Annotated in this window: 18 protein-coding genes; 9 read left to right on the forward strand and 9 right to left on the reverse strand. The window is 70.5% G+C overall.

The genetic code is table 11. The annotated features are described in order from the left end of the window. Positions 1-626 precede the first annotated feature (626 nt). A complete protein-coding gene (locus BLT23_RS41795; protein ID WP_245744210.1) occupies positions 627-971 on the forward strand; it encodes a PASTA domain-containing protein in 345 nt (114 codons plus the stop codon). 8 nt (positions 972-979) lie between these two features. Here the strand turns inward: BLT23_RS41795 and BLT23_RS27210 are convergent, their stop codons facing one another. Together BLT23_RS27210 and BLT23_RS27215 are read right to left on the reverse strand one after the other, a co-directional pair. Then, the gene (locus BLT23_RS27210) at positions 980-1720 is read right to left on the reverse strand and encodes an SDR family NAD(P)-dependent oxidoreductase (protein WP_090053771.1); all 741 of its coding nucleotides are present in this window, start codon (positions 1718-1720) and stop codon (positions 980-982) included. A 25-nt stretch (positions 1721-1745) separates the two neighbouring features. After that, entirely contained in the window at positions 1746-2981 is a 1236-nt protein-coding gene (locus BLT23_RS27215; RefSeq protein WP_090053773.1) for an amidohydrolase family protein, read from the reverse strand. Between the two features lie 98 nt (positions 2982-3079). On the opposite strand from BLT23_RS27215, the gene BLT23_RS27220 reads away from it, so the two are divergent. Next, positions 3080-3718: a TetR/AcrR family transcriptional regulator gene (locus BLT23_RS27220; RefSeq protein ID WP_176946936.1), complete on the forward strand. Its 639-nt coding sequence runs from the start codon at positions 3080-3082 to the stop codon at positions 3716-3718. Here BLT23_RS27220 and BLT23_RS27225 read toward each other — a convergent pair. Continuing rightward, positions 3695-4189 carry a hypothetical protein gene (locus BLT23_RS27225; protein ID WP_090053777.1) on the reverse strand — a complete coding sequence of 165 codons (495 nt, stop codon included), beginning with the start codon at positions 4187-4189 and terminating at the stop codon, positions 3695-3697. The genes BLT23_RS27220 and BLT23_RS27225 overlap by 24 nt on opposite strands. A 9-nt stretch (positions 4190-4198) precedes the next feature. Continuing rightward, a complete protein-coding gene (locus BLT23_RS27230) occupies positions 4199-4672 on the reverse strand; it encodes a GNAT family N-acetyltransferase (RefSeq protein WP_090053779.1) in 474 nt (157 codons plus the stop codon). A gap of 205 nt (positions 4673-4877) precedes the next feature. On the opposite strand from BLT23_RS27230, the gene BLT23_RS27235 reads away from it, so the two are divergent. The 3 genes from BLT23_RS27235 to BLT23_RS27245 all read left to right on the forward strand — a co-directional run bounded on the left by BLT23_RS27235 (position 4878) and on the right by BLT23_RS27245 (position 10365). Beyond that, a complete protein-coding gene (locus BLT23_RS27235) occupies positions 4878-5729 on the forward strand; it encodes an LCP family protein (RefSeq protein ID WP_281248900.1) in 852 nt (283 codons plus the stop codon). Between the two features lie 251 nt (positions 5730-5980). Next, positions 5981-9799 carry a WD40 repeat domain-containing protein gene (locus BLT23_RS27240; RefSeq protein WP_090053783.1) on the forward strand — a complete coding sequence of 1273 codons (3819 nt, stop codon included), beginning with the start codon at positions 5981-5983 and terminating at the stop codon, positions 9797-9799. 65 nt (positions 9800-9864) lie between these two features. Beyond that, entirely contained in the window at positions 9865-10365 is a 501-nt protein-coding gene (locus BLT23_RS27245) for a DUF2165 domain-containing protein (protein WP_090053785.1), read from the forward strand. Here the strand turns inward: BLT23_RS27245 and BLT23_RS27250 are convergent. From BLT23_RS27250 to BLT23_RS27260, 3 genes are all read right to left on the reverse strand, one after another. Continuing rightward, entirely contained in the window at positions 10337-12382 is a 2046-nt protein-coding gene (locus tag BLT23_RS27250; RefSeq protein ID WP_218133901.1) for a bifunctional diguanylate cyclase/phosphodiesterase, read from the reverse strand. The two genes, BLT23_RS27245 and BLT23_RS27250, sit on opposite strands and share 29 nt — an antisense overlap. A gap of 250 nt (positions 12383-12632) precedes the next feature. Beyond that, a complete protein-coding gene (locus tag BLT23_RS27255) occupies positions 12633-14942 on the reverse strand; it encodes a helix-turn-helix transcriptional regulator (RefSeq protein ID WP_090053790.1) in 2310 nt (769 codons plus the stop codon). Positions 14943-14944: 2 nt separating this feature from the next. Further along, positions 14945-16168 (reverse strand): Hsp70 family protein, encoded by a 1224-nt coding sequence (locus BLT23_RS27260; RefSeq protein ID WP_090053792.1) that lies wholly within the window; start codon positions 16166-16168, stop codon positions 14945-14947. 213 nt (positions 16169-16381) lie between these two features. Here BLT23_RS27260 and BLT23_RS42115 point away from each other — a divergent pair, with 213 nt between their 5' ends. From BLT23_RS42115 to BLT23_RS42200, 4 genes are all read left to right on the forward strand, one after another. Further along, positions 16382-17290, forward strand: coding sequence for an IniB N-terminal domain-containing protein (locus BLT23_RS42115; RefSeq protein WP_090053794.1), 909 nt, complete (start codon positions 16382-16384; stop codon positions 17288-17290). A 196-nt stretch (positions 17291-17486) separates the two neighbouring features. Continuing rightward, positions 17487-19304 (forward strand): dynamin family protein, encoded by a 1818-nt coding sequence (locus BLT23_RS27270; protein ID WP_245744212.1) that lies wholly within the window; start codon positions 17487-17489, stop codon positions 19302-19304. Continuing rightward, positions 19301-20695: a P-loop NTPase family protein gene (locus tag BLT23_RS27275; protein WP_090053796.1), complete on the forward strand. Its 1395-nt coding sequence runs from the start codon at positions 19301-19303 to the stop codon at positions 20693-20695. The genes BLT23_RS27270 and BLT23_RS27275 overlap by 4 nt, the downstream gene beginning before the upstream one ends. A gap of 236 nt (positions 20696-20931) precedes the next feature. Further along, positions 20932-22209 (forward strand): PhzF family phenazine biosynthesis isomerase, encoded by a 1278-nt coding sequence (locus BLT23_RS42200; protein WP_176946937.1) that lies wholly within the window; start codon positions 20932-20934, stop codon positions 22207-22209. Here BLT23_RS42200 and BLT23_RS27285 read toward each other — a convergent pair. Both BLT23_RS27285 and BLT23_RS27290 read right to left on the reverse strand, forming a co-directional pair. Then, positions 22199-22630: a nitroreductase family deazaflavin-dependent oxidoreductase gene (locus BLT23_RS27285; protein WP_090053800.1), complete on the reverse strand. Its 432-nt coding sequence runs from the start codon at positions 22628-22630 to the stop codon at positions 22199-22201. The genes BLT23_RS42200 and BLT23_RS27285 overlap by 11 nt on opposite strands. Positions 22631-22739: 109 nt before the next feature. Then, positions 22740-23051: IS3 family transposase (locus tag BLT23_RS27290; protein ID WP_143036060.1), on the reverse strand; the 312-nt coding region annotated here is incomplete at its 5' end.

A 23051-nucleotide genomic window follows, 5' to 3' on the forward strand; every position in this document is an offset into this window, starting at 1 on the left:
CCCGTAGAGCCATGTCGGCCAGCAGCTCCCGACGAGCGCCGTCAGGGGCACCGCGGACTTGCCGGTCCTGGCGCTTGACTGCCGCGACGGCTCCGCCGCCTTGCCACCGATCATGAGCACGGCTCGACGAGGCTTGTCGGCAAGCAGGCAGCACGCCGACAACCCGCCCCGCGTGCATGACGAACGGCCAGCACCGACGCGTCAAGGCTAGAGGGCGTACCTTGGCTCGACGGCGCTGGCCGCGTGCAGCTGGGGGATCGGGTTGAAGGCCGGGAAGTGGCAGAACGCGAACCGCGAAACCATTGCGAAACGCGGAGCCCAAGCGCCACAACGGAAGCAGTCGAAGACGCAGGTCAGCAGGCATAGCAAGCCTGATGCCTGACGTGCCTTCCTAAACCGTGTGTCGCAGGTTCGAATCCTGCCTGGGCACCACCTTTCGCCGGGTGAAATCAAGCTCTGACCAGCGGCAACGCGGTCGGAGCTTGATCTTTTTGGTCAGTCGCCGTCAGCAGGAATCTGCCCCGTGTCTGCCGCCGTCCACGGACTGACCACCATGCTGCGCCGCATTGCCCAATCTGGGTGACACCAGCTCACACAGGCGACGGCACGGCGCCAAGGTGAGGGACATGCGCCTCGCTGCCCCGCTCACCCTGCTGCTCTTAACGGCCGCGTGCTCAGCCACGCCGCCCCCGCCCTCCACCGAAGCGCCAACGCAAGCCCCGCCCACCACGAGCGCGGCCCCAACGGCGAAAACCTGCACCGTCCCCAACGTCGTAGGCATGATCCACCAAACCGCACAGGACACGATGCAAGCAGCCGGCCTCTACTTCCTGACCGAGGAAGACGCAAGCGGCCAGGGAAGGCTGCTGATCAACGACCGCAACTGGAAGACCACCAAGCAGAACGTGGAACCGGGCACGGTCGTCGACTGCAACACGAAGATCCTGCTGTCAGCCGAAAAGATCGACTGACCAAAGCCTCACCACATCGTCAGACCACCATCGACGTTCAAGGTCTGCCCGGTGATGAACGCGGCATCGTCGGAAGCGAGGAAGAACACCGACCCCACGACGTCCGCGGGGACCTCGTCGCGGTGGAACGAGCGGCGCTCGCGTTGCATGGCCAGGAGCGGTTCTGGCAGGACGGCGACGGCGGCTGGGGTTACGACGAGGCCGGGGGTTACGAGGTTGACGGTGATCGGGTGGTCGTTGCCGAGTTCGCGGGCCAGGACGCGGGTCAGGCCCTGGACGCCTGCCTTTGCGGCGATGTAGTGGGCCTGGTGCGGTACGCCGAAGAACATTCCGCCGGAGCCGATGTTGATGATTCGGCCTCGCGAGCTCGTCTTCAGCAGTGGCAGCAGGGCTTGGATGGTGTAGAAGGTGCCGTTGAGGTTGACCTCGATGACTCGGCGCCATTCGTCGCCGGAGATCTTTTCGAAGGGCGTCTGCGGGAAGTGGCCGGCGGCGTTGATCAGGATGTCGATGGTGCCCAGGCGTTCTTCTGCCACTGCGGCCAGCGAGGCCAGACTGTCCTCGCTGGACACGTCGGCCGGGTGGACCAGCAGGTTGCCGGTGTCCCAACGGGTTCGCCAGGAGTTGAGGATCTCGGAGCTCAGGTCGCTTGCCAGGACGGTGTCGCCGTTCGCGAGGAAGCGGTCGGTGATCTCGGAGCTGATGCCGCCTGCGGCACCGGTGATGACGACGTTGCGTGGGCTGGTCATGGGAAACCCCTTCGGAATGCAGGAATCAGCGGGTGGTCAGGACTCCGCGGCGCCAGACGGCGCGGGTCGAGAGGGTGTCGGAGATGGACTCGAGCGGGTTGCCGGCCACCAGGAGCAGGTCCGCTCTGGCGCCTCGGCGGATGACGCCGCGGTCGTTCAGGCTGAAGTGCTGGGCGGGGCGGGAGGTTGCGGCGCGCAGGGCTTCTGCGGGGGTCAGTCCCGCTTCGACGAGGAGTTGTAGTTCGTGGTGCAGGCTGGCGCCTTGGGCCAGGCCGCCGTGTTCTTCTTCCGGGCGGGCGGCGTCGGTGCCGGCGAGGATGGGGACGCCTGCCTCGTGGAGGGCTTTGACGGTCCGCTCCGAGGTTGAGTAGTCGCCGTCGGCGTAGGTGTTGAACGAGCTGCGCAGGGCCTGGAGCCAGGCGGGGGTCAGGCGGGAGGCGACTCGGGGGTCCGCGGCCAGGTCTGTGCCCGGGATGCCGATGATCGAGCGGTTGAGGACCAGGCACGGGATCACGAAGGTGCCGGACCGGGCGATGGTCTCGACGATCTCGTCGGTGTGGGGGCGGTCCAGGAAGAGGTGGGTCAGGCCGTCCACGCCTGCTCGGAGCATGGTCAGGGTGGCGGCGTAGGTGAGGGCGTGGCCGACTGCGGGGATGGCGTGGTCGTGGGCTTCGCGGACGGCGGCGGTGAAGACGTCGGGGGGCAGTTCGGGGAGGCCGGGGGCGGCCAGGACGGTGCCTTCCTCGGCCAGGAGCTTGATGAAGTCGCTGCCCTCGCGGACTCGGGCGGTGATGAACGCGGGGAGTTCGGCCGGGTCTGCCAGACCCGGTAACGGGGCCGCTTCGGGGTGGCGGGTGCCGTCTGGGCTGATCAGGTTTTCCAGCGGGACCAGGAGTTGGTTCGGGTGGCCGCAGACGGCGGTCAACGGGAGGCCCGCTGATCTGATGTCGGCCAGGCGGTCGTCCTCGGCGATGCGGGCGCGGTCCTCCGCGGTGCGGGGTGGGCCGCCCATCTCGATGACGGTGGTGACGCCGAAGTCGACTGCCAGCGCCAAGCCCTCGTCGTCGGGGTGGCTGTGGGCGTCGATGAGGCCGGGTAGGAGGGTGCCGCCCTTGCCGTCGACCACGGTCGCGTCTGGTGGGGGTGTGTCCTGGCCGATTTCGGTGATGAAGCCGTCCGCGAACGTGACTGTGTTCGCGTCGATCAGCGAGTGGCCGTCGAAGACTCGGACGTTGGTGACGGCGTAGGACCTGGGGTTCACGGGTGGTGGCCTTTCTCTGCGGAGCGGCTATGTGTACGACCATACACATCATGTGTACGGGCATGCACATGTTCGGGAACCGGGTACCGTCTCGGTTTGTGTCCGGCCATGCACAGGAGTCCTCGGCGGAGAAGCGCCCGTCTCGTCCGCGCAACGCCAGTGCGACGCGTGAGGCGTTGCTGAAGGCGGCCAGGCCGTTGTTCGCGCGGAACGGGTATGAGGCGACGACGGTGAACCAGGTCGCGCAGGCGGCCGGGTTCTCGCCGAACCTCGTCACGCGGTACTTCGGGGGGAAGGAAGGGCTGTTCCTCGCGGCGATGGAGGCTCGGCTCAACCTGGAGTCGACGTTGCCGGGGGACGTCGGAGACCTCGGGCGGCGGCTCGCGGACCGGATCGCCGGGCGGTGGGAGCAGCAGGGGGACGGTGACCCGTTGCTGGCGTTGATGCGGTCGGCGTCGTCACGGCCCGCGGCGTTGGGCGCGTATCTGGAGCAGGAGTCGACCGAGCCCTTGACCAGGGCTTTCATCGGCTGGGGTTATACCGAGCAGCAGGCGGCCGACACGGCCAACGCGATCCAGTCGTTCGTCCTCGGGACTGTCGTCACGCGCCGGATGCTGCATTCGGGAGCGGTCGCGGCGGCGTCGGGGCCGCAGTTGCGGGCGTGGATGGCCGAGGTGTTGCAGCGGTTGATCGACGGTGGGGCGAAGAGCGGGTCAGCTGGTCTGCCCACGTCCTGAACGCACGTGCTCGATGTACGGCAGGTAGGCCGACAGGTCGCGGTGCGGTTCGTAGGTGCTCAGGTAGTAGTAGTCGGCGATGATGTTGGCCTGCTGCTCCGAGTTGAAGTCGGCGAAAGCCTTGCCGTGCAGCCCTTCCACGCCGCCGTAGTCGTAGAGGCTCTTGCGGAGGAACCCCGCTACGGCGGTGGGCAGAAGGCTGAGGACGCTGCGGCCGTGCTGGTACTGGTAGGCGTGGGTCAGCTCGTGCACCAGCCAGCGCTCGTACCGTGCGCGGTGCTGTGGCTTGGTCAGGACGCCCACGGGGAACGTGACGACCCGGGGCAATGTGCGGGCCACGCCGAAGCTGCCCAGCACGCCGCCTTCCGCGAGGCGCAGGGCGCTGAGGTCGAGGGCGTCGCCGAAGACCTGCTGGGCGATCTCGACCTCGCGCGGCTCCAGGCCGCGGCGGAACGTTGCTCGGAAACCCACGGCGTCACTTTAGATCGTGCGGCGGTAGCGCATCTCCTTCAGCTCGACGCCGCCCTCGGTCTCCGTGCGCGTCACGCCGTCGGCGCGGAAGCCGATGCGTTCGTAGAAGTGGCGGGCCCGGGTGTTGGTGTCGAGCGCCCAGACGATCACGTCCGGTTCGGAGCCCAGGGCGGCCTTCGCCAGCGCTGTGCCCAGGCCGGTGCCCTGGGCGGAGTCGAGCACGTAGATGGCGTAGAGCTCGAACGGTGCGTCGTCGTCGCGCGACGGGCCGGCGAACGCGAAGCCGGCCACCTCGCCGTCGTGTTCCGCCACCCAGACGTTGCCGCGGGGGATGAGGCGCTCCCACTGGGCTGTGCGGTCGTCGACGGACAGGTTCGCGAGGACGTCGTCGGGCAGCTGGCCGCGGTAGGCGGTCTGCCAGGTGCGCACGTGGACCGACGCCATCGCCGGGGCGTCGGAGGGAGTGGCCGGACGGACTGTCATGGTGCCCCCAGAGACACGGTGTGTCAGTGCTTTGTACCGCCGGGAGCCGCGGGCGGGCATCCGAATAACCGGGCGTGCTGTGACAGAACCCTGACAATCCACCTACGGGATCCGGACAAACGGCCGGGACCGTGGAGGTGTGAACGTCCATTGGAAACGGTGGGTCGCGGTCTCGGGGGCCGCCGTCGTCATCGCCGCGGGCGTCGTGGTCGGGGGCTCGTACTGGCGGCTGGAGAGCAACCTCCGGACCGTCGACCTCTCCGAGGAGATCGCCCACCCCAGACCTCCGTCGCCGCCAGGGCCCCCGTCGTCACCGGGCAGGCCCCTCAACGTCCTGCTGATCGGCCAGGACGACGAACGGTCCGACACCGCGATGGTCGTGCAGCTCGACGCCGCGGGCAGCCGGGCGCGCGTGGTCAGCATCCCGCGCGACACGATGGTGCCGCGGCCTCGCTGCGGGGACAGCCCGCCCGTGGCCGTCGCGATGTTCAACAGCGCCTTCACCACCGGTGGTGCCGCGTGCACGGTGGCGACGGTGGAGCAGATGAGCGGTGTTCGCATCGACCACTTCGTGCAGATCGATTTCACCGGGTTCCGCGATCTGATCGACCGGCTCGGCGGAATCGCCATCACGATGCCCGAGCCGATTGACGACGAACGGAGCGGGCTGCACGTTCCGGCCGGTCCGACGACGCTGAACGGAACGCAGGCGCTCGCATTCGTGCGGACCCGTTACAGCATCGGTGACGGCAGTGACCTGAACCGCATCAAGAACCAGCACCTTTTCATGCGGGCGTTGAGCGAGAAACTCGCCGGGGAGAACTGGCTCGCCAGTCCCGGGCGAACGCTGGACCTCGCCGACATCCTGACCCGTTCCATGGTGACGGACACGGGGATCGGGTCCATTCCGAAACTGGCGGACCTCGCGGGCAAACTCACCGCTTTGCGGCCGGACGCCATTTCCTACGTGACGCTGCCGACCGAGACCTATCTGCCCGATCCGAACCGGGTGCAGCCCCGGCAGCCGGAGGCGGACGAGCTCTGGAAGGCGGCCTGACCTAGCAGGCGGCGCCCTGCCACTCGGACGGCCGAGGCCACGGCTGAGGAGACCCCCAGAGCCCCTCAGCCGTGGACACGATTCCCCAGTTGGCCTCAACCACTGCGACGGTCTCCCGTTCTCGTGATGGACGTGGAGTCGAGGTTGTCGGACCACCTCGTTAGGGTGGGGTTCTGACGGCCTGTCCGGTGTGCGCGTCGCAGCTCAGACGGGTGGTCCTCGTTTTCCGGTCCGGACGAGGTGGAGGCTGCTTGGGACCCCGTGGCGTCTTCGCGGAGCGCTTCGCGCTGCTCTACGCGGAGGCAGGCGACCCGCCGCTGAAACGGGTCACGGAGTCGGTGAGCCGTGCCCGCCGGACGGACGAACGCGGCAGGCCGGTGCGGGTGCCCGCGCAGCGGGTGAGCGACTGGCGGCGCGGGCGCAACGTCCCCGCCAGGTTCAGCGGGCTGAGCGCCGTCCTGGAGGTCCTCGTCGGGGAGGCCCGCAAGCGCAGGCCCCAGCCGGCGGTCGAGGGTCTCTACGAGCTGGACAGGTGGCGGGCGCTGTGGGAAGAGGCGCTCGCGAGCCCGGTCACCGATTCTTCCGAAACACCGCCGCAGCCGGAGGAGAACGCGGTCTGCCCGTACATGGGGCTGAGCGCGTTCGGGCCGCAGGACGCGAACTGGTTCTTCGGCCGGGAAAGAGCGACGAACGCATTGCTCTCCCGGCTGGAGGAGAACGGGATGACGATGCTCGTCGGCGCTTCCGGCGCCGGTAAGTCGAGTTTGGTGAAAGCGGGGGTGCTGCCGCGGCTGAGCAAGAACGCCGTCATCATCACGCCCGGCACCGACCCGTTGAAAGAACTGGCTCTCCGCATTCCCGAACTGGTTCCCACGCTCGAAGCGGCGACCGGCTGTGAGATTCCGGCCGGGTTCGCGGCGGAGGTGCAGCTGGCGGTCGGCGACCGGGTGGTGGTCGTCGACCAGTTCGAGGAGGCGTTCACGCTCGGCGGCGACGAGAACCGGCTGCGGATCTTCGTGCACGCGCTGCACGCGGCGGCGGAGAAGACGGCGGTCGTGCTCGGGGTGCGGGCCGACTTCTACGCGCGCTGCCTCGACTTCCCCGAGCTCGCCGAGGCGTTGCAGAACCGCCAGATGGTGCTCGGCGCGATGTCGGCGACGGAGGTGCGCGACGCCGTCACGAACCCGGCGAAGGCCGCGGGCCTGCAGCTCGAACCGGGGCTGGTGGACCTCATGCTGCGCGACCTGGGCGCGCACAACCGGCGCGGCAAGGACGCCTACGACGCGGGGGCGTTGCCGCTGCTCAGCCACGCCCTGCTGGTGACGTGGCAGCGCAGGCAGGCGGGCCGCCTCACGATCGCGGGCTACCGGGCGGCCGGCGGCATCCAGGGCTCGGTCGCCACCACGGCCGAACGGGCCTGGTCCGACCTCGACGAGCCGGCGCGGGCCGCCGCGCGGCAGCTGCTGCTGCGCCTGGTCAGGGTCGGCGACGACACGCAGGACACCCGCCGCCGGTCGAGCCGCCACAGCCTGCTGGAGGCCAGCACGAACCTCGCCGCCACCGAACGGGCGCTGGAGGTCCTCACCCGTGCCCGGCTGATCACGCTCGACGCGGCGGCGGTGGAGATCACGCACGAGGCGTTGCTGCACGCGTGGCCGCGGCTGCGCGGCTGGATCGACGAGGACCGCGCGGGCAACCTGGCCCGGCAGCGGCTGGAGGAGGACGCGGCGGCGTGGTCGACGCAGGGCCGCGACTCGTCGTTGCTCTATCGCGGCGCACGGCTGGAAGGCGTGCGGCAGCAGCAGGACGTCACGGCGGTCGCGAAGCAGTTCGTGCACGCGTCCGAGCGCCAGCACCGCAAGAACGTGTGGCTGGGCCGCAGCGCCGTCGCGCTCGTGGTGGTGTTCGCGCTGATCGCGGCGAGTGCGGCCGTGATAGCGGTGCGGCAGCGCAACGACGCGCGGTTCCGCCAGGTCGTGGCGGAGGCGGACCGGCTGTCGGCGTCGGACCCGTCGGTGTCGGCGCGGCTGTGGCTCGTCGCGCACCGGATGCGCCCCGACGACCAGGCGGTGAGCGCGAAGCTGCTCGCCACGCAGCAGGTCCCGCTCGCCGTGCCGCTCTCCGGGCACACCGGGGCGGTCTACCTGACGACGTTCAGCCCGGACGGCACGCTCCTCGCGACGGCGAGCTACGACCGGACCGCGCGGCTGTGGGACGTGCGGGACCGCTTCGCCCCGAAGCAGCTCGCGGTCCTCTCCGGGCACGACGACTGGGTCAGCTCCGCCGTCTTCAGCCCGGACGGCAGGACGCTCGCCACCACCGGCCAGGACGCGACGATCCGGCTCTGGGACGTCACCGACCCGGCCTCCGCCAAGGCCCTCAAGCGGATCGAGACCGGCAACGGCACCTCCTACCTGCTGGAGTTCAGCCCGGACGGCACGCTGCTCGCGGCGGCGAACGAGGACAGGTCGGCCCGGCTGTGGGACGTCCGCGACCCGGCGAACGCCGAGCCGGTCGGCGAACCGCTGCGCGACCACTCCGCCGCCGTCCGGTCACTCGCGTTCAGCCCGGACGGCAGGACGCTCGCCACCACCGGCGACGACGAGACCGTGCGGCTGTGGGACGTGGCCACGCGGACCAGGATCGGCAAGACGATGACCGGGCACAGCCTCGGCGTCCACTCGGTGGCGTTCAGCGGCGACGGCAAGCTGCTCGCGAGCGGCGGCGACGACAAGATCGTGCGGCTGTGGGACCCGGCGACGCAGGAACCGGTCGGGCAGCCGCTGGCCGGCCACACGGGGTCGGTGTGGTCGGTGAAGTTCCGGCCGGACAGCAGGGTGCTCGCGTCCGGCTCGGCCGACGCGACCGTGCGGCTGTGGAACCTCGCCGACCCGGCGGTGCCCAGCCCGGTCGGCAGGCCGCTGTCCGCGCCCGGCGCGAGCCTCTTCGCCGTCGGCTTCAGCCCGGACGGCACCGCGCTCGCGACCGGGGCGCTGGAGAACGCCGTGCAGCTGTGGTCGTTGCCGCAGAGGATGCTGCTCGGCCACACCTCCCACGTGCCGGTGCCCTCGTTCCGCCCGGACGGCGAGGTCCTCGCGACCGGGTCCGGCGACAAGACGGTGCGGCTGTGGGACATCGCCGACCCCGGCCACCCCCAGCAGCTCGGACCCCCGCTGACCGGGCACGAGCGCATGGTGAGCGCGCCCGCGTTCCGGCCGGACGGCAAGGTCCTCGCGACCGCGGGCGGCGACCAGACGGTGCGGCTGTGGGACGTCGCCGACCCGCGGAACGCGCGGCAGCTCGGCGAGCCGCTCGTGCTGCCGAACCGGTTCTCGGCGCGGGTGGTGTTCCGCCCGGACGGCGAGGTGCTGCTGACCAGCCACACCGACGACTCCGTGCGGCTGTGGGACGTGCGCGACCCGGCGCGGCCCGTGCCGCTCGGCGAGCCGCTGACCGGCCACGACGGGTACGTCAACGAGGCCGCGTTCAGCCCGGACGGCCGCACGGTCGCCACCGCGAGCAGCGACAGGACGGTCCGGCTGTGGGACGTGGGCGACCCGGCGCGGCCTCGCCTGCTGGGCCAGCCGATCGAGGACGCCCAGGTCGTGGAGCAGGCGCTCTTCACCGCGGACGGCGCCACGCTCGTCATCTCCGGGCAGAGCAAGGTGATCCGGCTCTTCGACGTGCGCGACCGCGAGCACCCGGTGCCGCTCAGCGAGCTGCACGGGCACACGGGAACGGTCGGCGGGCTGTCGATCAGCGCGGACGGCCGGATGCTCGCGAGCAGCAGCGCGGACAGGACGTTCCGGTTGTGGGACATCACGAACCCGGCCGCCCCGTCGTCGCTCGGCCAGCAGATCACCGGCGACTGGGCGGCGGAACCGCAGGTCCAGTTCTCCCCGAGGGGCAGTCTGCTCGCCACCGGCAACGCCGACGGCGTCGTGCGCCTGTGGGACCTCGACGTCGAACGCGAGATCGAACGGATCTGCACGACGACCCGGACCGTGCTCACCGAGCAGCAGTGGGCGGAACGCCTGCCACAGCTGGAGTTCGAGGACCCGTGCGACTGAGCGGAAGCCCCGGATCGAGCCGAACGCGTGTCACCTTGGGCACGTGATCGGTTACTGTCCGCGCCATGCGTCTTCTTGCTCGGGTCGGCAGCTTGCGCGCGGTCGTCGCGGTGACCGTCGGGTTCATCGCGCTCAACATGCTTCTCGTGGTGCTGGGCAACGTCACGGACTACAGCACGAACGAGGAGTTCGTGAAGCACGTCCTCGCCATGGACACCACCTTCGGTGAAGGGCTGAAGTGGCGTGCCATCACCAGTTCCGCGATCGTCACGGTCGTCTACGTCGCGATCATCGTGTGGGAGGCGGTCGCCGCGGTGCTGCTGACCGCCGGCACCGTCGCCTATCTCCGCGACCGGGAGGAGACCGCGCGCCGGTTCGCCTCCGCCGGTCTGCTGATGGTGGTGGCGCTGTTCCTCGGCGGCTTCATCACGATCGGCGGCGAATGGTTCGCGATGTGGCAGTCCAAGGACTGGAACGGCATCGGCGCCGCCCTGCGCATGGTGACCATCGCGGGCTTCGCGCTGGTCCTCGTGCACCTCAACCCGAAGCGGGCCACCGCGCCGTAGGCGGGGAACCGAACACCGGCCCGACACCGGCGTCGGCGCCGAGCTCACGCCACCAGTCCCTCTGCTCGGCGTCCTCGACGGGATCGACGACCACGATGCCACCGGCCTCGTGCACGAACCCGACGAGGTCGCCGAGCACGTGCGACACCAGCCCGTCCGGCCGCCGGGACCGTCCCCGCACCCGCACGGCCCGCACGCCGAGCGACTTCACCAGCTCGATCTGACCGGTGGCGCCGGTGAAGTCGCGGGCACCGATGTGGATGCCCATCTCCGACAACACCTCCAGGTTGTCGGCGGCTTCGCCCTCGGTGTCCTCGAGCACGTGCACGGGGAACCCGAGCAGCAGCTTCGACGCCCGCAGCCCGGTGTCCGCGAGCACCCGCCGCACGTCGCGCACGAGGTCGGGGCTCTTCGCCATGCTCTCGGTGAGGCACACGGCGAGGATCTCGTCGTGCTCGCACGCGGCCTCGGCGGCCCGCCGCAGCATCCACTCGCCGAGCGGCAGCACCAGCCCGGTGTGCTCGGCCATCGCCATGCACTTGGCGTGCTCGATCAGCCCGGCGTCGCGGTGCCGCCAGTTCAGCTCGGCCTCGACGCACACGCGCTCCGACCCGTCGAGCTTCATGACGGGGCTGAACACGACCTCGATCTCCCCGCTCTCCCACGCACCGGGCATGACCGCGGCGAGCGCGAGGTCCTCCTGCTCCCGCTTGTCCAGCATGGCGTCGTGCAGCCCCCACTGCCGCCGCCCGCTGCGCTTGGCCCGCCGCAACGTCATGTCCGACGCCCGCAGCACCTCGACGGGCCGGTCACCGGAGTGCAGCCGCGGCAACACCCCGATCGTCGCCGACACCGCCACCCCGTGCTCCCCGAAGTAGACGGGCTCCGCCAGCTCGTGCTCGATCATCCGGATCGTCGTGTCGACGTCCGGCGTCTCGGGCCCGTTCTCGACGAGCACGGCGAACTCGTCCCCTTCGAGCCGCGCCACCATCGCCTTCTCGGTGGAGAACACGGCGTTCAACCGCTCGGCCACGAGCCGCAGCACCTTGTCCCCGATCTCCCGCCCGAGCCCGTCCGTGATCACGGCGAACGCGTCGAGGTCCAGGTGGTACAACGTCACCCCGTGCTCGATGTCGCTGTGCAGCAACGACTCCAGCCGCGTGGTGAGGTACTGCCGGTTGGGCAGCCCGGTCAGCGCGTCGTGCAACGACTGGTACTGCAACCGCCCGCCGAGCAACGTGAGCTGGCTGTCGTCGTCGATCATCAACACGTACCGCCGCGGGTTGTCCTCCGCGTCCTTCTGCACGGTCGCCGCGAGCAACACCCGGAAGTGCTCCCCGTCCCGGTCGATCAACCGTGGCCGCTCCTCCACCCGCCGCATCCGCCCGTACCGCAAACTCGCGAGGGCGTCGTTGACGAGCGGAAGGTCGGCAGGCGCGATCAGGTCCGACAACGTCATCCCGGCAACGTCGTCCCGCCGCAAAATGGTGCACAGCGCGTCATTCGCCCGTTCGAGCGCACCATCGAGACTGACCATCGCGATTCCGGTGGACGAGTGCCGGAAGATGTCCTCGAACCGCTCCTCACTGGCTTGCAGATCGAGCTGCACAGCCCGGTTGGCCCGCAGCAGCGCCTGACTGACGCTTTCCTGCTGTTCCAACACAAACGCCTGAATAGCAGCTGTGTACGCAGCCGAAACCGCCCCGATCACCAACGCGGCGGTCCGCGCGTCGGCGCCCTCCTGAACGATGAACTCGGCCAGCACCTCCACCGACCGGGAGAGGCTCTCGGCCCCCACGCAGTGGATCTCCACCAACCGCGTCCCGACAACGGAGGCCACCGCCGCATCTCCGGCTACAGCCTCGGCGACGACGTTCAGCAGCTCACACAACTCTTCGGTGAGCTTGGCGGCGGACAGCGGAATGTAGGCAGTCCGGCCGACCTTCACAGCCCAGTCGTGCGCCAGTTCGTCACGCCCCTTGGGGCGCGACGGTCCCGCGTCGTCCTGGCTCGGCAAATCGATCCACCTGACCTGCTCGGCGAGCAACGGTGAGGAAGCCTACCGTCAGCAAACCACACCGCCCCAATGCGCGACTGCGTTCCCTCCATCGGGCGTACTGAAATCGCCGACGGTTACCGCCTTTATCCCCTCAATCGGAGCAATTTCGCGCAGAAAAGGCGCAACCCGGATCCCTTCTTTCGGCCGAAGTGAGAACCGTGTCACAGATCCGACGAGCCAGGCAGGACACCGGAGGACGGTCCACCGATCAAGACGCCACGATGTGCCGCAACTGGGCCAGCAAATCCGACCGGGACGTGGACCCCAGCCGCTGCCGCATCCGGGCCATGTGGTGCTCGACAGTCTTGGCGGAGATGAACAACCGGTCCCCCACCTGCTTGTACGTCATCCCCTCCAGCACCAGCCGAGCCACCTCCCGCTCCCGGTCACTCAACTTCCCGGCGTCCTCGGCGACGACGACGTCCCCGACCACCCGCCGAGCGGACACAGCCCGCCCCTGCAACAACCGGGCACAGTCGAGCAACCGGACCATCGCCTGCCGATCGGACGTCCGGATGGCAGCCTGCCCAGCGAGCCGGGAGGCGTCCCACCACAACCCGACGGCATGCAGCCCCCGGGCAGTCTCCTCAACCCGGTCCGCGTCGACCTTCCCGGCGACAACATCCAGCCAGCACTCGGCGGCCGCGGACACAACCGAGCAGTACCGGCTGCGATCCCGGTTCAACGCCAACGCAGCGGCATGCTCCTCGGCAAGCCCGGTGTTCTCATCGATGATCGCCGCGTGCAACAAGCTCCAATGCAGCTGAGTGGTCCACAACGGCGGATCCCCCAGCGACCGCAACAACCCACGAGCCTGCGCGAGGTGCGGCGCCAGCCGTTCCTGATCCCTCAACCGAGCCGCGGCAGCAGCGAACTCCCCAAGGGGCAACAGACTGAACAGGTCGACAGGATGCCGCAACACGGCTTCGCAAGCCTGCTCCCACGTCCGCCGCAAGGTGGCCAGGTCGGAGTTCCGCCGAGCCACCCCGACCTCCAGAGCCACGGCGAAGATCCAGTCACGAGGCTCGAAAGCCCCGCGCAGAGCCATCAACGCCTCACGAGCCACGGCGAGATTGCCCCGCAGCATGTGCAGCCAAGCCTGCAACAACCGGTGCCGCACGGACATCAGCACGCCACCGGTCCCGGTCTCCACGGCCCGGTCCAGCACCGACTCGGCGACGTTCGGCTCACCGCAGTGCACGGCCACCAGGGCGGCCAACGCGGCCGGGCTGTCCGGTAGCAACACCGCCCCACCGGCCGGTTCCAGCATCGACGACGCACGGACCAAAGTGGACAGTGCGGCCGTCTCCGCTCCGGAGACCGACTGCGACACACCTTGCAGCATCAGCGAAGCGGCCCCGCCCAGCATCGTGGGCGGCTGCGGCGGAACCTCCTCGAACCGATGGCCGGTGCCGATCAGCCCGATGCCCGCGAACGCGGCGGCGTACGGAGTGGCCGCCCACCGGAACAACTCGGTGCTGCGAGCCAGCTGCCCGCGATGCGCCAAAGCGACAGCCGCCACTTCGGCAGCGGTACGCCGATAGGACGAGTCGGCCGAGCCGATCACCTGGTCGGCGAGCCGCAACGCCCCGTCCAGATCGCCCGCCATCGCCGCCGCGGTCGCCCAGGACGCGGCGGTCTCACCGGAAGGCGCCCCGCCACCGGTGGACGCCTGGAACAGCCGGGCGGCCAGGGCCGGGTCGGACGGCAACGCCTCGCGGGCCGCGGCGGCGAACACGGGACCGCCGATACCGGTGTCCAGCAACGGGCGGACGAGCTCCAGCACCGGACCGCCGCGTTCCAGTTGCAGCTGCGCGAGCTTCTGCCGCACCGCGATCCGGCGTTCGGTGCGGGTCAGCGCGCCGACCGCCCGGTGCGCCAGGGGCAGCAGGGTGCCGTCCTCGGCGAGCAGGCCGGTGGCGCGGGCGGCTTCGATGATGTCGCTGACCTCGTCGAAGTCCTTGTCCAGCAACGCGGACAGCAGGTCCAGGCGCTGGGCGGCGCCCGCTTCCGCGGCCAGCAGGAACTTCTGCAGGCCGGGGTCCAGCCAGTCGAGCTCGGCGCGGAAGGCGGCGAGCACCTCCGCGGGGACCTCGGTCACGGCGCCGAGCCGTTCGACGTAGCCGGGCACGCCGCCGGTCTGGCCGAAGACGAAGTCCACCACCGGTTTCGGCGCGTGCAGGAACTCGCGGACCTGGTCACGGGTGAACGGCGCCAGCGGCACGACCACCGCGCCGCGGGTCAGGTCGGCCAGCGCGGCACGGCGGGGCCACGGGCGGTGGGCGAGCACCAGCAGGGGTTCGGTGGCCAGCTCGGCCAGTGCCGCGTCGTCCAGCAGGTGCGCGTCGTCCACCACGCGCACGGCGGGGTTGGTGATCTCCGCGAGCAGCGCTGTCTTGCCGTGACCGCCCGGTGCCGCGACGACGACTCTCAGGCTCGTGCCCACCGCGGCGTCGTTGACCCGGTCGAGAACACCTCGCACGGAGTCGTCCAGCACCAGCCTGGCTCGCGTGGTCACGCTCAACGGCCGTCCTCATCGTCGTCTCGGGAGTCGGAGCGGGAACGGCGCCCGCCGGGTTTCAGCGCGATCGCCATGCGCCTCACCCGCCTCGGCGGCAGCTCCAGCGGGGGCACGTCCACCGGCGGGCGGGGCGGTGGCGTGGTGAACTCGTCGTCGTCCGGTCGCTCGACCTCGCCGACCGGGAACCGCAGCGACGCCTCGCGGGTGTGCACCAGCACGGACGTGTCGAGCGGTTCGGGTTCGCTTTCGGGGCCCAGCACCACGAGCCGCGCGGCGAGGGCGGCGCCCTTGGCCACCGAGTGCTCGGGGGCGGCCTCGCCCAGGACCCGGCAGTCGACCGACGCGGACAGCGCGTCGCCGATCACGGTCAGCCGGCACGCACCGCCGGCCAGCAGCACCGCGTCGGGCTGCGCGGGGCCGAGCGCGCGCAGGAACGTGGCGACCAGGTGGTCGACGGACGGGCGGATCTCCTCGACGAAGTCGTCGCGGCCGATCTCCACGCCCCCGACCACCACCGGCTGGCCGGGCGCGGGCCGGGCGAGCGCCCGTTTCGCCGCCTCGCACTCGACGGCGGACACCGAGGCGTCCGCGCCGAGCCGCCCGCGCACCAGGGCGAGCAGCAGGTCGTCGAAGTCGGCGCCGGTGTGGTGGTCGACGCCCTCGACGTGGTTGAGCAGCTCGAACGTCCGGTGCTGCGTGCGCTTCACGACCGACGCCGAGAACGCGTGGCTGCCGAGCGAGAACACCGCCAGCTTCGCGCCGGGCAGCACGCGGGACCGGGCGGCGTGGTTCTCCGCGGCGGCCAGCGGCTCCGGCACGAGCGTCACGTCGTGGACGCCGACGGCGCGCAGGGCCGTGTGGAGCTGCCCGCGGCGATAGGGGCCCCACCCGGCCGGGTGAGTCACGGCCACGTGCCGGGGCTGTTCACCCTTGCGGGTGGCGACCTCGCCGATCACCCACATGACCAGCAACGCGGTCAGCTCCTCGGCGGAGCACGTCTCCGGCCCCAGCGACAGCGGCACGTCGTCGCCGATCCTGCGGGCGAAGCCGGTGGCCGTCCAGCCCGCGGGACCGGGCTCGCCGACCGTGAACGTCCCGGCCTCGGTGAGCTGCAGCACCGACGGGACCACGAGGGCGACCTCGGCGTCCCCGCCGCCGTCGAGACGGCACGCGGCAGCCGTCGTGCGGGTGGTCCCGGCATCGACTCCGAGTACGTATGGCACGTCTCTTCCTCACCTGTTCGCAGCAGCGACCAGTACCTACCGGGTGAACGAGAGACACTCAAGCGTCGCCCCTAATCCCCTAGGGGCTCAACGAGCGTCACCCAGTCAGGGAACGGGGATGGACTGGGCGTGATCCCCGATGCCGGGGGCGACCGGCTCTCCTAGCTTTCAGCCATCACCGAACACCCCGTGCCTCACCAGGAGTTCCCTCTGATGATCCAGCCCAGCACGCTCCACGACTTCGTGCTCAACCTGCTCAGCGACCCGTCCCTCAAGGCCGCGTTCGCCGCCGACGCTCAGGGCACCCTGGAGCAGGCCGGGCTCGCGGACATCACCGCCGTTGACGTCCAGGAAGTCATCCCGCTGGTCATCGACCTGCTCCCGGAGACCCCCGCGGGCCTGCCCGCCCTCGAGGGCGTCTACTTCGACGGAGTCGCGGAGGACGTTCTGGCGGAGGGGCCGCTCGGCGCCATCAGCCAGCTGCAGGCCGTCGCGTCGCAGCTGACCTCGTCGGGTCTGTCCCTCGACAACCTCACCACCTCCTCGGCCGGCCTCCTCGCCGTCGACGAGAGCGGTCTCACCGTGTGGGCCGGCACCAACACCGCCGACGTCTACGGTGCCGGTGCCGTCAAGGTCGACGGTGACTTCTCCGCCGTCAACGACGTGACCTCGGTCCTCGACCAGACCGCGTCCCCGGTCACCGGCACCGTCCTCGACGTGGCCGACACCGCCACCGCGACCGTCGGAGCGCCCGTCGCGGGCGTCGCCTCCGCCGTTCCCGGTGCCGACGGCGTCCTCGGCCACCTGGGCGGCGTGACCGGCCTGGCCCACGACGCGCTGGGCGTGCTCGGCGGCGGCGACGCGGGCCTCGGCGTCCTCGGCGTCTCCGGCCTGGACAGCATCTCCCAGGGCGACATCGGCGTGAAGACCGACGACACCCTCGGCCAGGTCCAGCACACCGCGTCGGGCGTCCTCGACACCGCGACCGGCCTGACCGGCTCCGCCACCGGCCTGCTGGGCGACACCGCCGGGGTCGGCAACGTCCTCGGCACCGTCACCGACGTGACGAGCAACGTCCCGGTCGTCGGTCACGGTCTCGACCTGGGTGGTCTGCTCGGCTGAGCCGGCACCCCACCGCGAACCGGCCCTGTCGCACCTGGACGGGGCCGGTTCGGCGTCTCCGGACGGACTCCAAACGACCACGAGGGGTGACGGGTTCGGTGAGAAACGTCACCGCGCACTCCGAACAGGCCAGGTCTGACCGGCTGAGACCGTCCGGACGTTCGAGGGTTTCACCCAAGGGGGTGAACACGGCACTATGAGCCAGGTGATGGCACCGCCCTGGCTCGACGTGCTCGACGAGACGATCGGGGCCTGCGTCACGCACCGGAGGCCCGATCTGGAGGCCCGGCTGCGCGAGAAGCGGGCACAGCAGCTCGACCCCAAGCTGCGCGTCCTCGTCGTCGGCGAGTCGAAACAAGGAAAGAGTCAGCTGGTCAACGCGCTGCTCAACGCGCCGGTCTGCGCGGTGGGCGACGACGTCACGACGACCGTGCCGACCTACGTCCAGCACGCCGAGACGCCCTCGGCGGCGCTGGTCCGCAACGCGTCCGCGAACGGCTCGATCTTCCACACGCCGACCGAGCGCATCGCCGTCCCGATCGAGCAGGTGACGAGGCAGGCGAGCGCCCAGTCGCAGCACGTCGTGCGCGCCGAGATCGGCATCCCCCGCGCGCTGCTCGACAACGGGCTGGTCCTGATCGACACCCCCGGCGTCGGCGACACCCGCTCCGCGCACACCGCGGGCACGTTCGCCACGCTCATCCAGGCCGACGCCGTGCTGCTGGTCTCTGACGCCACCGGCGAGCTGACGACGGCGGAGATGGCGCTGCTCAAGAAGGTCATGGAGGCGTGCCCGAACGTCACGGTCGTCGTCACCAAGATCGACCTCGTGCCGAGCTGGCGGGCCGTGGTGGAGCGCAACAGGGCCCTGCTGGCCCGCGCGGGCGTCCCCGCGAAGCTGATCCCGGTGTCGTCCGCGCTGCGGCTGCGCGCCGCGAAGACCGGTGACCAGCGGCTCAACACCGAGTCGGGGTTCCCGGAGCTGCTGGCGTGCGTGCAGCGCGACATCGTCGCCTCCGCCGACCTGCTGGCCCGCCGCGCCGTCGCCGTCGTCGCGTCGAGCGCGATCACCCAGCTCGTCACGCCGTTGCGCGAGGAGCTGACGGCCCACGACTCGTCGCACACGAGCGCGACGATCTCCACGTTGCAGGAGGCGCAGCGGCGCGTCGACGAGCTGCGCCGCCGCTCCGCGCGCTGGCAGAACGTGCTGAACGACGAGATGGCCGACCTGATCTCCGATGTCGAGTACGACCTGCGCGACAGGACGCGCCGGATCCTGCGCGAGGTCGAGAAGACCTACGACGAGGCCGACCCGGCGATCGGCTGGGAGAAGTTCGAGCAGTGGCTGGAGGACAACCTCAACGAGGCCGCCACCACGAACTTCGCCTGGCTGATGGAACGCGCGGAGTGGGTGGCCGCGAAGGTCGCGCGGAACTTCCCCGTCTACCGCGAGGACCTGATCCCCGGTTCGGTGCTGCCCGACGACCTGCTGGAGCCCGCGAGCAAGCTGGAGAAGCCGAAGATCGAGCCGTTCTCGGTGCCGCAGAAGGTCTTCACGGGTCTGCGCGGCTCCTACGGCGGCGTGCTGATGTTCGGCCTGGTGACCTCGCTCGCCGGGATGCCGCTGATCAACGTGATCTCGCTCGGCGCGGGCGCGCTGTTCGGCGGCAAGTCCATCATGGACGAGAGCGACCAGCGGCTGAAGCGCCGCCAGGCCGCGGCCAAGGCCGCCGCCCAGCGGCACGTCGACGACTTCTTCGTGAAGGCGTCCAAGGACGTCCGCGACTCGGGGCGGCAGATCCAGCGCTCGCTGCGCAACCACTTCAGCACGCTCGCCGAGGAGCTGCAGGAGACGCTGATGGAGTCGGCCCGCAGCGCGAAGCGCGCGGTCCAGGACGACCAGACCGAACGCGAGCGCCGGATGCGGGAGGGCCGCAAGGAGCTCGACAAGCTCGTCACGCTGTACAAGCGGGTGCAGGCGCTCGGGGGCCCCACGATGGAGCTCTCCGCGTGACGCTGGACCGCGTCGTCTGGACGATGTTGCAGGAAGCGCGGGGCATCTACCAGGACAGCCCGCGCGCCACGGCGTGGCTGCGCGCGCAGGCCGAGCGCTACGCCGAGCCCGTGCGGATCGCCGTGGCCGGACGGTCGCACATCGGCAAGACCACCGTCGTCAACGCGTTGATCGGCGACGAGTTCACGCCGCAGAGCTCGTTCGTCTGGTACCGCGGCGGAACCGGGCCGCGGGCGCACGTGTTCTCCGGGCCGAGCCGCCCGCACGAGGTCGCGATCGGCAGGCGGGGCGCGCGGCACCACGTCGAGACCGGCCAGTTCGACCGCGCCGACCGGATCGTCGTCGAGTGGCCCGCGCGGACGCTGCGGGACGTCGTGCTGATCGACACCCCGTCCGACGCGTCGCCGGAACAGGTGCTCGGGGACGCGGACGCGGTGCTGTACCTGATGCGGCACGTGCAGGACGACGACCTGAGGTTCCTGCAGTCCGCCCACGACCACCCGATCGCCCGCACGGCCGCGGTCCACACCGTGGCGGTGCTCGCGCGGGCCGACGAGATCGGCGGCGGCCGGATCGACGCGTTGTCGTCGGCCAAGCAGATCGCCCGCCGCTACCGGCGTGACGCCGCCGTGCAACCGTTGTGCCAAAACGTGGTCTCGGTCGCCGGGCTGCTCGCGGTGGCCGCGAGGACGTTGCGGGAGGACGAGTTCCAGGCGTTGCGGGCGCTCGCGTCACTGGGCCGCGAGGAGCTGGAGGACCACCTGCTGTCGGCGGACCGGTTCGCCGGCGAGCGGTTCCCGCTGCCGATGGACCCGGCGGTGCGGCAGGCGCTGCTCGAACGGTTCGGGATCTTCGGCGTCCGGCTGGTCACCGCGCTGGTGCGGCAGGGGTTCGACTCGCAGGTGAAGCTCACCGGTCAGCTGGTGCAACGCAGCGGGCTCGGCGAGCTGCGCGACTCGATCGCGGTCCACTTCACCGAACGCCGCGAGGTCCTGAAGGCGCGGTCGGCGCTGCTGGCGCTGGACGTGCTGCTGCGGATGGAGCCGCGGCAGGCCGCCCGCAAGCTGGTGGCCGACCTGGAACGGGTGGTCGCCTCCGCACACGACTTCCGCGAGCTGCGGCTGGTCGCCGCCGTGCAGTCCGGGCGCACGAAGCTCCCGGCGGAGCTGCAGACCGAGGCGCTGCGGCTCGTCGGCGCCGAGGGGACGGCCCCGGCCGTGCGGCTGGGGTTCGAGTACGAGGCCGACCAGCGGGAGCTGCGGGAGGCGCTGCTCGACGCGCTGGTGCGCTGGCAGGCGCAGGCCGCCGACGTGCACGCGTCCCACGACCACCGCCGGGCCGCCCAGGTCGTGGTCAGGACCTGCGAGGGCCTCCTGCCGCAGTTCCCCTGACCACTTCGCACCCCCTGCCGCCACACCCGCTCGCGTGTCACCCACACAGCAGATCACGGCACTCAACGTGACTTGCTTTTAGTACGCGGGGGCCCCGCGTACTCGTGACGCGAACGCGGGGCCCCCGCGTACCGCAGGAGAAACGCGAAAGGGACTCGCTAGCGGCAGGTGTTGTCACGGAGCGCACTGGCGGAAGGGCGGTCCGAGGCGGTGTCCGCTGGGGCACGATGGGTCTCATGGAACTCGTGCGCTGGCAGGACGAACACTTCGAGCCCTTCCTGCGCTGGGCCACCGACCGGAGGATGACCACGTACATCGGCGACGGCAGGCCGTGGACCGGGGAGTACGTGGAGCTGCGGCACGAGCAGGCGCTCCAGCACTGGGAGGAGCACGGCTTCGGCATGCACGCCGTCGTCGTCGAGGGCGAGGTGGTCGGGGTCGCGCAGATGCTCGAAGGCGACCTGGGCACGATCGAGATCGGCTACTGGATCGACCCGGCGCACTGGGGGCGGGGCCTCGCCACGCGGGTCGCCGAGGCGTTGCGGGACAAGGCGCTCGCCATCGCCGACCGCGTCATCGCGGGCCACCAGGCGGAAAACACCGCGTCCGGCCGGGTGCTGGAGAAGGCCGGTCTGACCTACTTCACCAGCACGTACCTGCACGGAAGACTTCAGCACTGCTACGCGTTGCAGCGGGGTATGAGCGACACCGGAGTGCTGCGCTACAGCGCTTTCACCGAAGACCCGGCAGGCGGCAACCCGGCCGGTGTGGTCTTGGACGCGAGCGACCTGTCCGACGCGGAGATGCTCGCCATCGCCGCGAAGGTCGGCTACTCGGAGACGGCGTTCGTGTTCCCGCGCACCGAGGAGCGCGTGTTCGACGTGCGGTACTTCAGCCCCAAGGCGGAGGTGCCGTTCTGCGGGCACGCCACGATCGCGACGTCCGTGGCGCTGGCCGAGCGGATCGGCGAGGGCCCGCTGACGTTCCACACGCCCGCCGGTGAGGTCTCCATCGAGACCGGCGGTGGCCGGGCGTCGCTGACGAGCGTGCCGACCAGCACCGAGCCCGCCGACCCCGAACTGGTGTCGGACGCGCTGAAGGCGTTGGGGTACACCGAGATCGGCGACGGACCGGTGCACGTCGGCTTCGGCGGCGCACGCCACCTGCTGGTCCCGCTGAAGGACCGCGACCAGCTGCGGGCGCTCGACTACGACTTCGACGCGTTGCGCGACCTGATGCTGGCGCACGACCTCACGACCGTGCACCTGTTCTGGCGCGAGTCCGCGGACCTCGTGCACGCCCGCGACCCGTTCCCGGTCGGCGGCGTGGTGGAGGACGCGGCGACGGGCGCGGCGGCCGCGGCGTTCGGCGGCTACCTGCGCGACCTCGAAGGGCCGCAGCGGTTCGTCATCAGCCAGGGCGAGGACATGGGCAGGCCGTCGCGCCTGGAGGTCGACGCCACGCGGGAGGACCGCCGCGTCACGGTGACCGGCGCCGCCGTCGTCATCCCTTGACGGGTTCCAGCACCACGACGGGGATCTCGCGGTCCGTCTTGCTCTGGTAGTCGTCGTAGTCGGGCCAGACCTCGGTCATGAGCCGCCACAGCCGGTCCCGTTCCTCGGGGCCGGCCGTGCGGGCGTGGGCCTGGAACTTGTCCGCCCCGACCTGCACGTGCACCACCGGGTCCTCTTGAAGGTTGAGGTACCACGCCGGGTGGGTCGGCGCTCCGCCCTGCGACGCCACGACCGCGTAGCCGTCACCGTCGGGCTGGTAGATCAACGCGGTGCGGCGCAGCTCGCCGCTCTTGCGTCCCCTGGTGGTCAGCAGGAGCGTGAACACCCCTGGCTGCCACTCGTGGCCATCGGCGCCGTCGGTCTCGACGTAACGCCGGATGTGCTCCTTGACCCGGTCCACGGGTGAGTCGCTGACGGACATGTGTTCGACGCTACTGCCGTGCGATGCAGGGTGCACGGCAGCAGCGTCGAACGAAGGGTGCGCACCCTCCCTGAACTGGGCCCCGAAAGTTGGACTGGCTAACTGAAGGTTAGGCCGCGAGGGCCTGGGCTCGGTATTCGACCGGGCTCAGGCCCTCGAGCGTGGTGGAGATGCGGGTGGTGTTGTACCAGCTGATGTAGTCGTCCAGTGCCGCGGTGAACTCCTCGACGGTGTCGAACCTGTTGTGGTGGAACAGTTCTGCCTTCAGGTGGCCGAAGAAGTTCTCGGCCATCGAGTTGTCCAGGCAGTTGGCCCGCCGTGACATCGACTGGGTCAGGCCCGCGTCGTCGAGCAGGGTGCGCCAGGAGGCGTGCTGGTACTGAAAGCCCTGGTCGGAGTGCACCAGCGGTGTGGCGCCGTC

The sequence above is a fragment of the Lentzea fradiae genome (genome assembly GCF_900100955.1).
GTDB lineage: Bacteria > Actinomycetota > Actinomycetes > Mycobacteriales > Pseudonocardiaceae > Lentzea > Lentzea fradiae.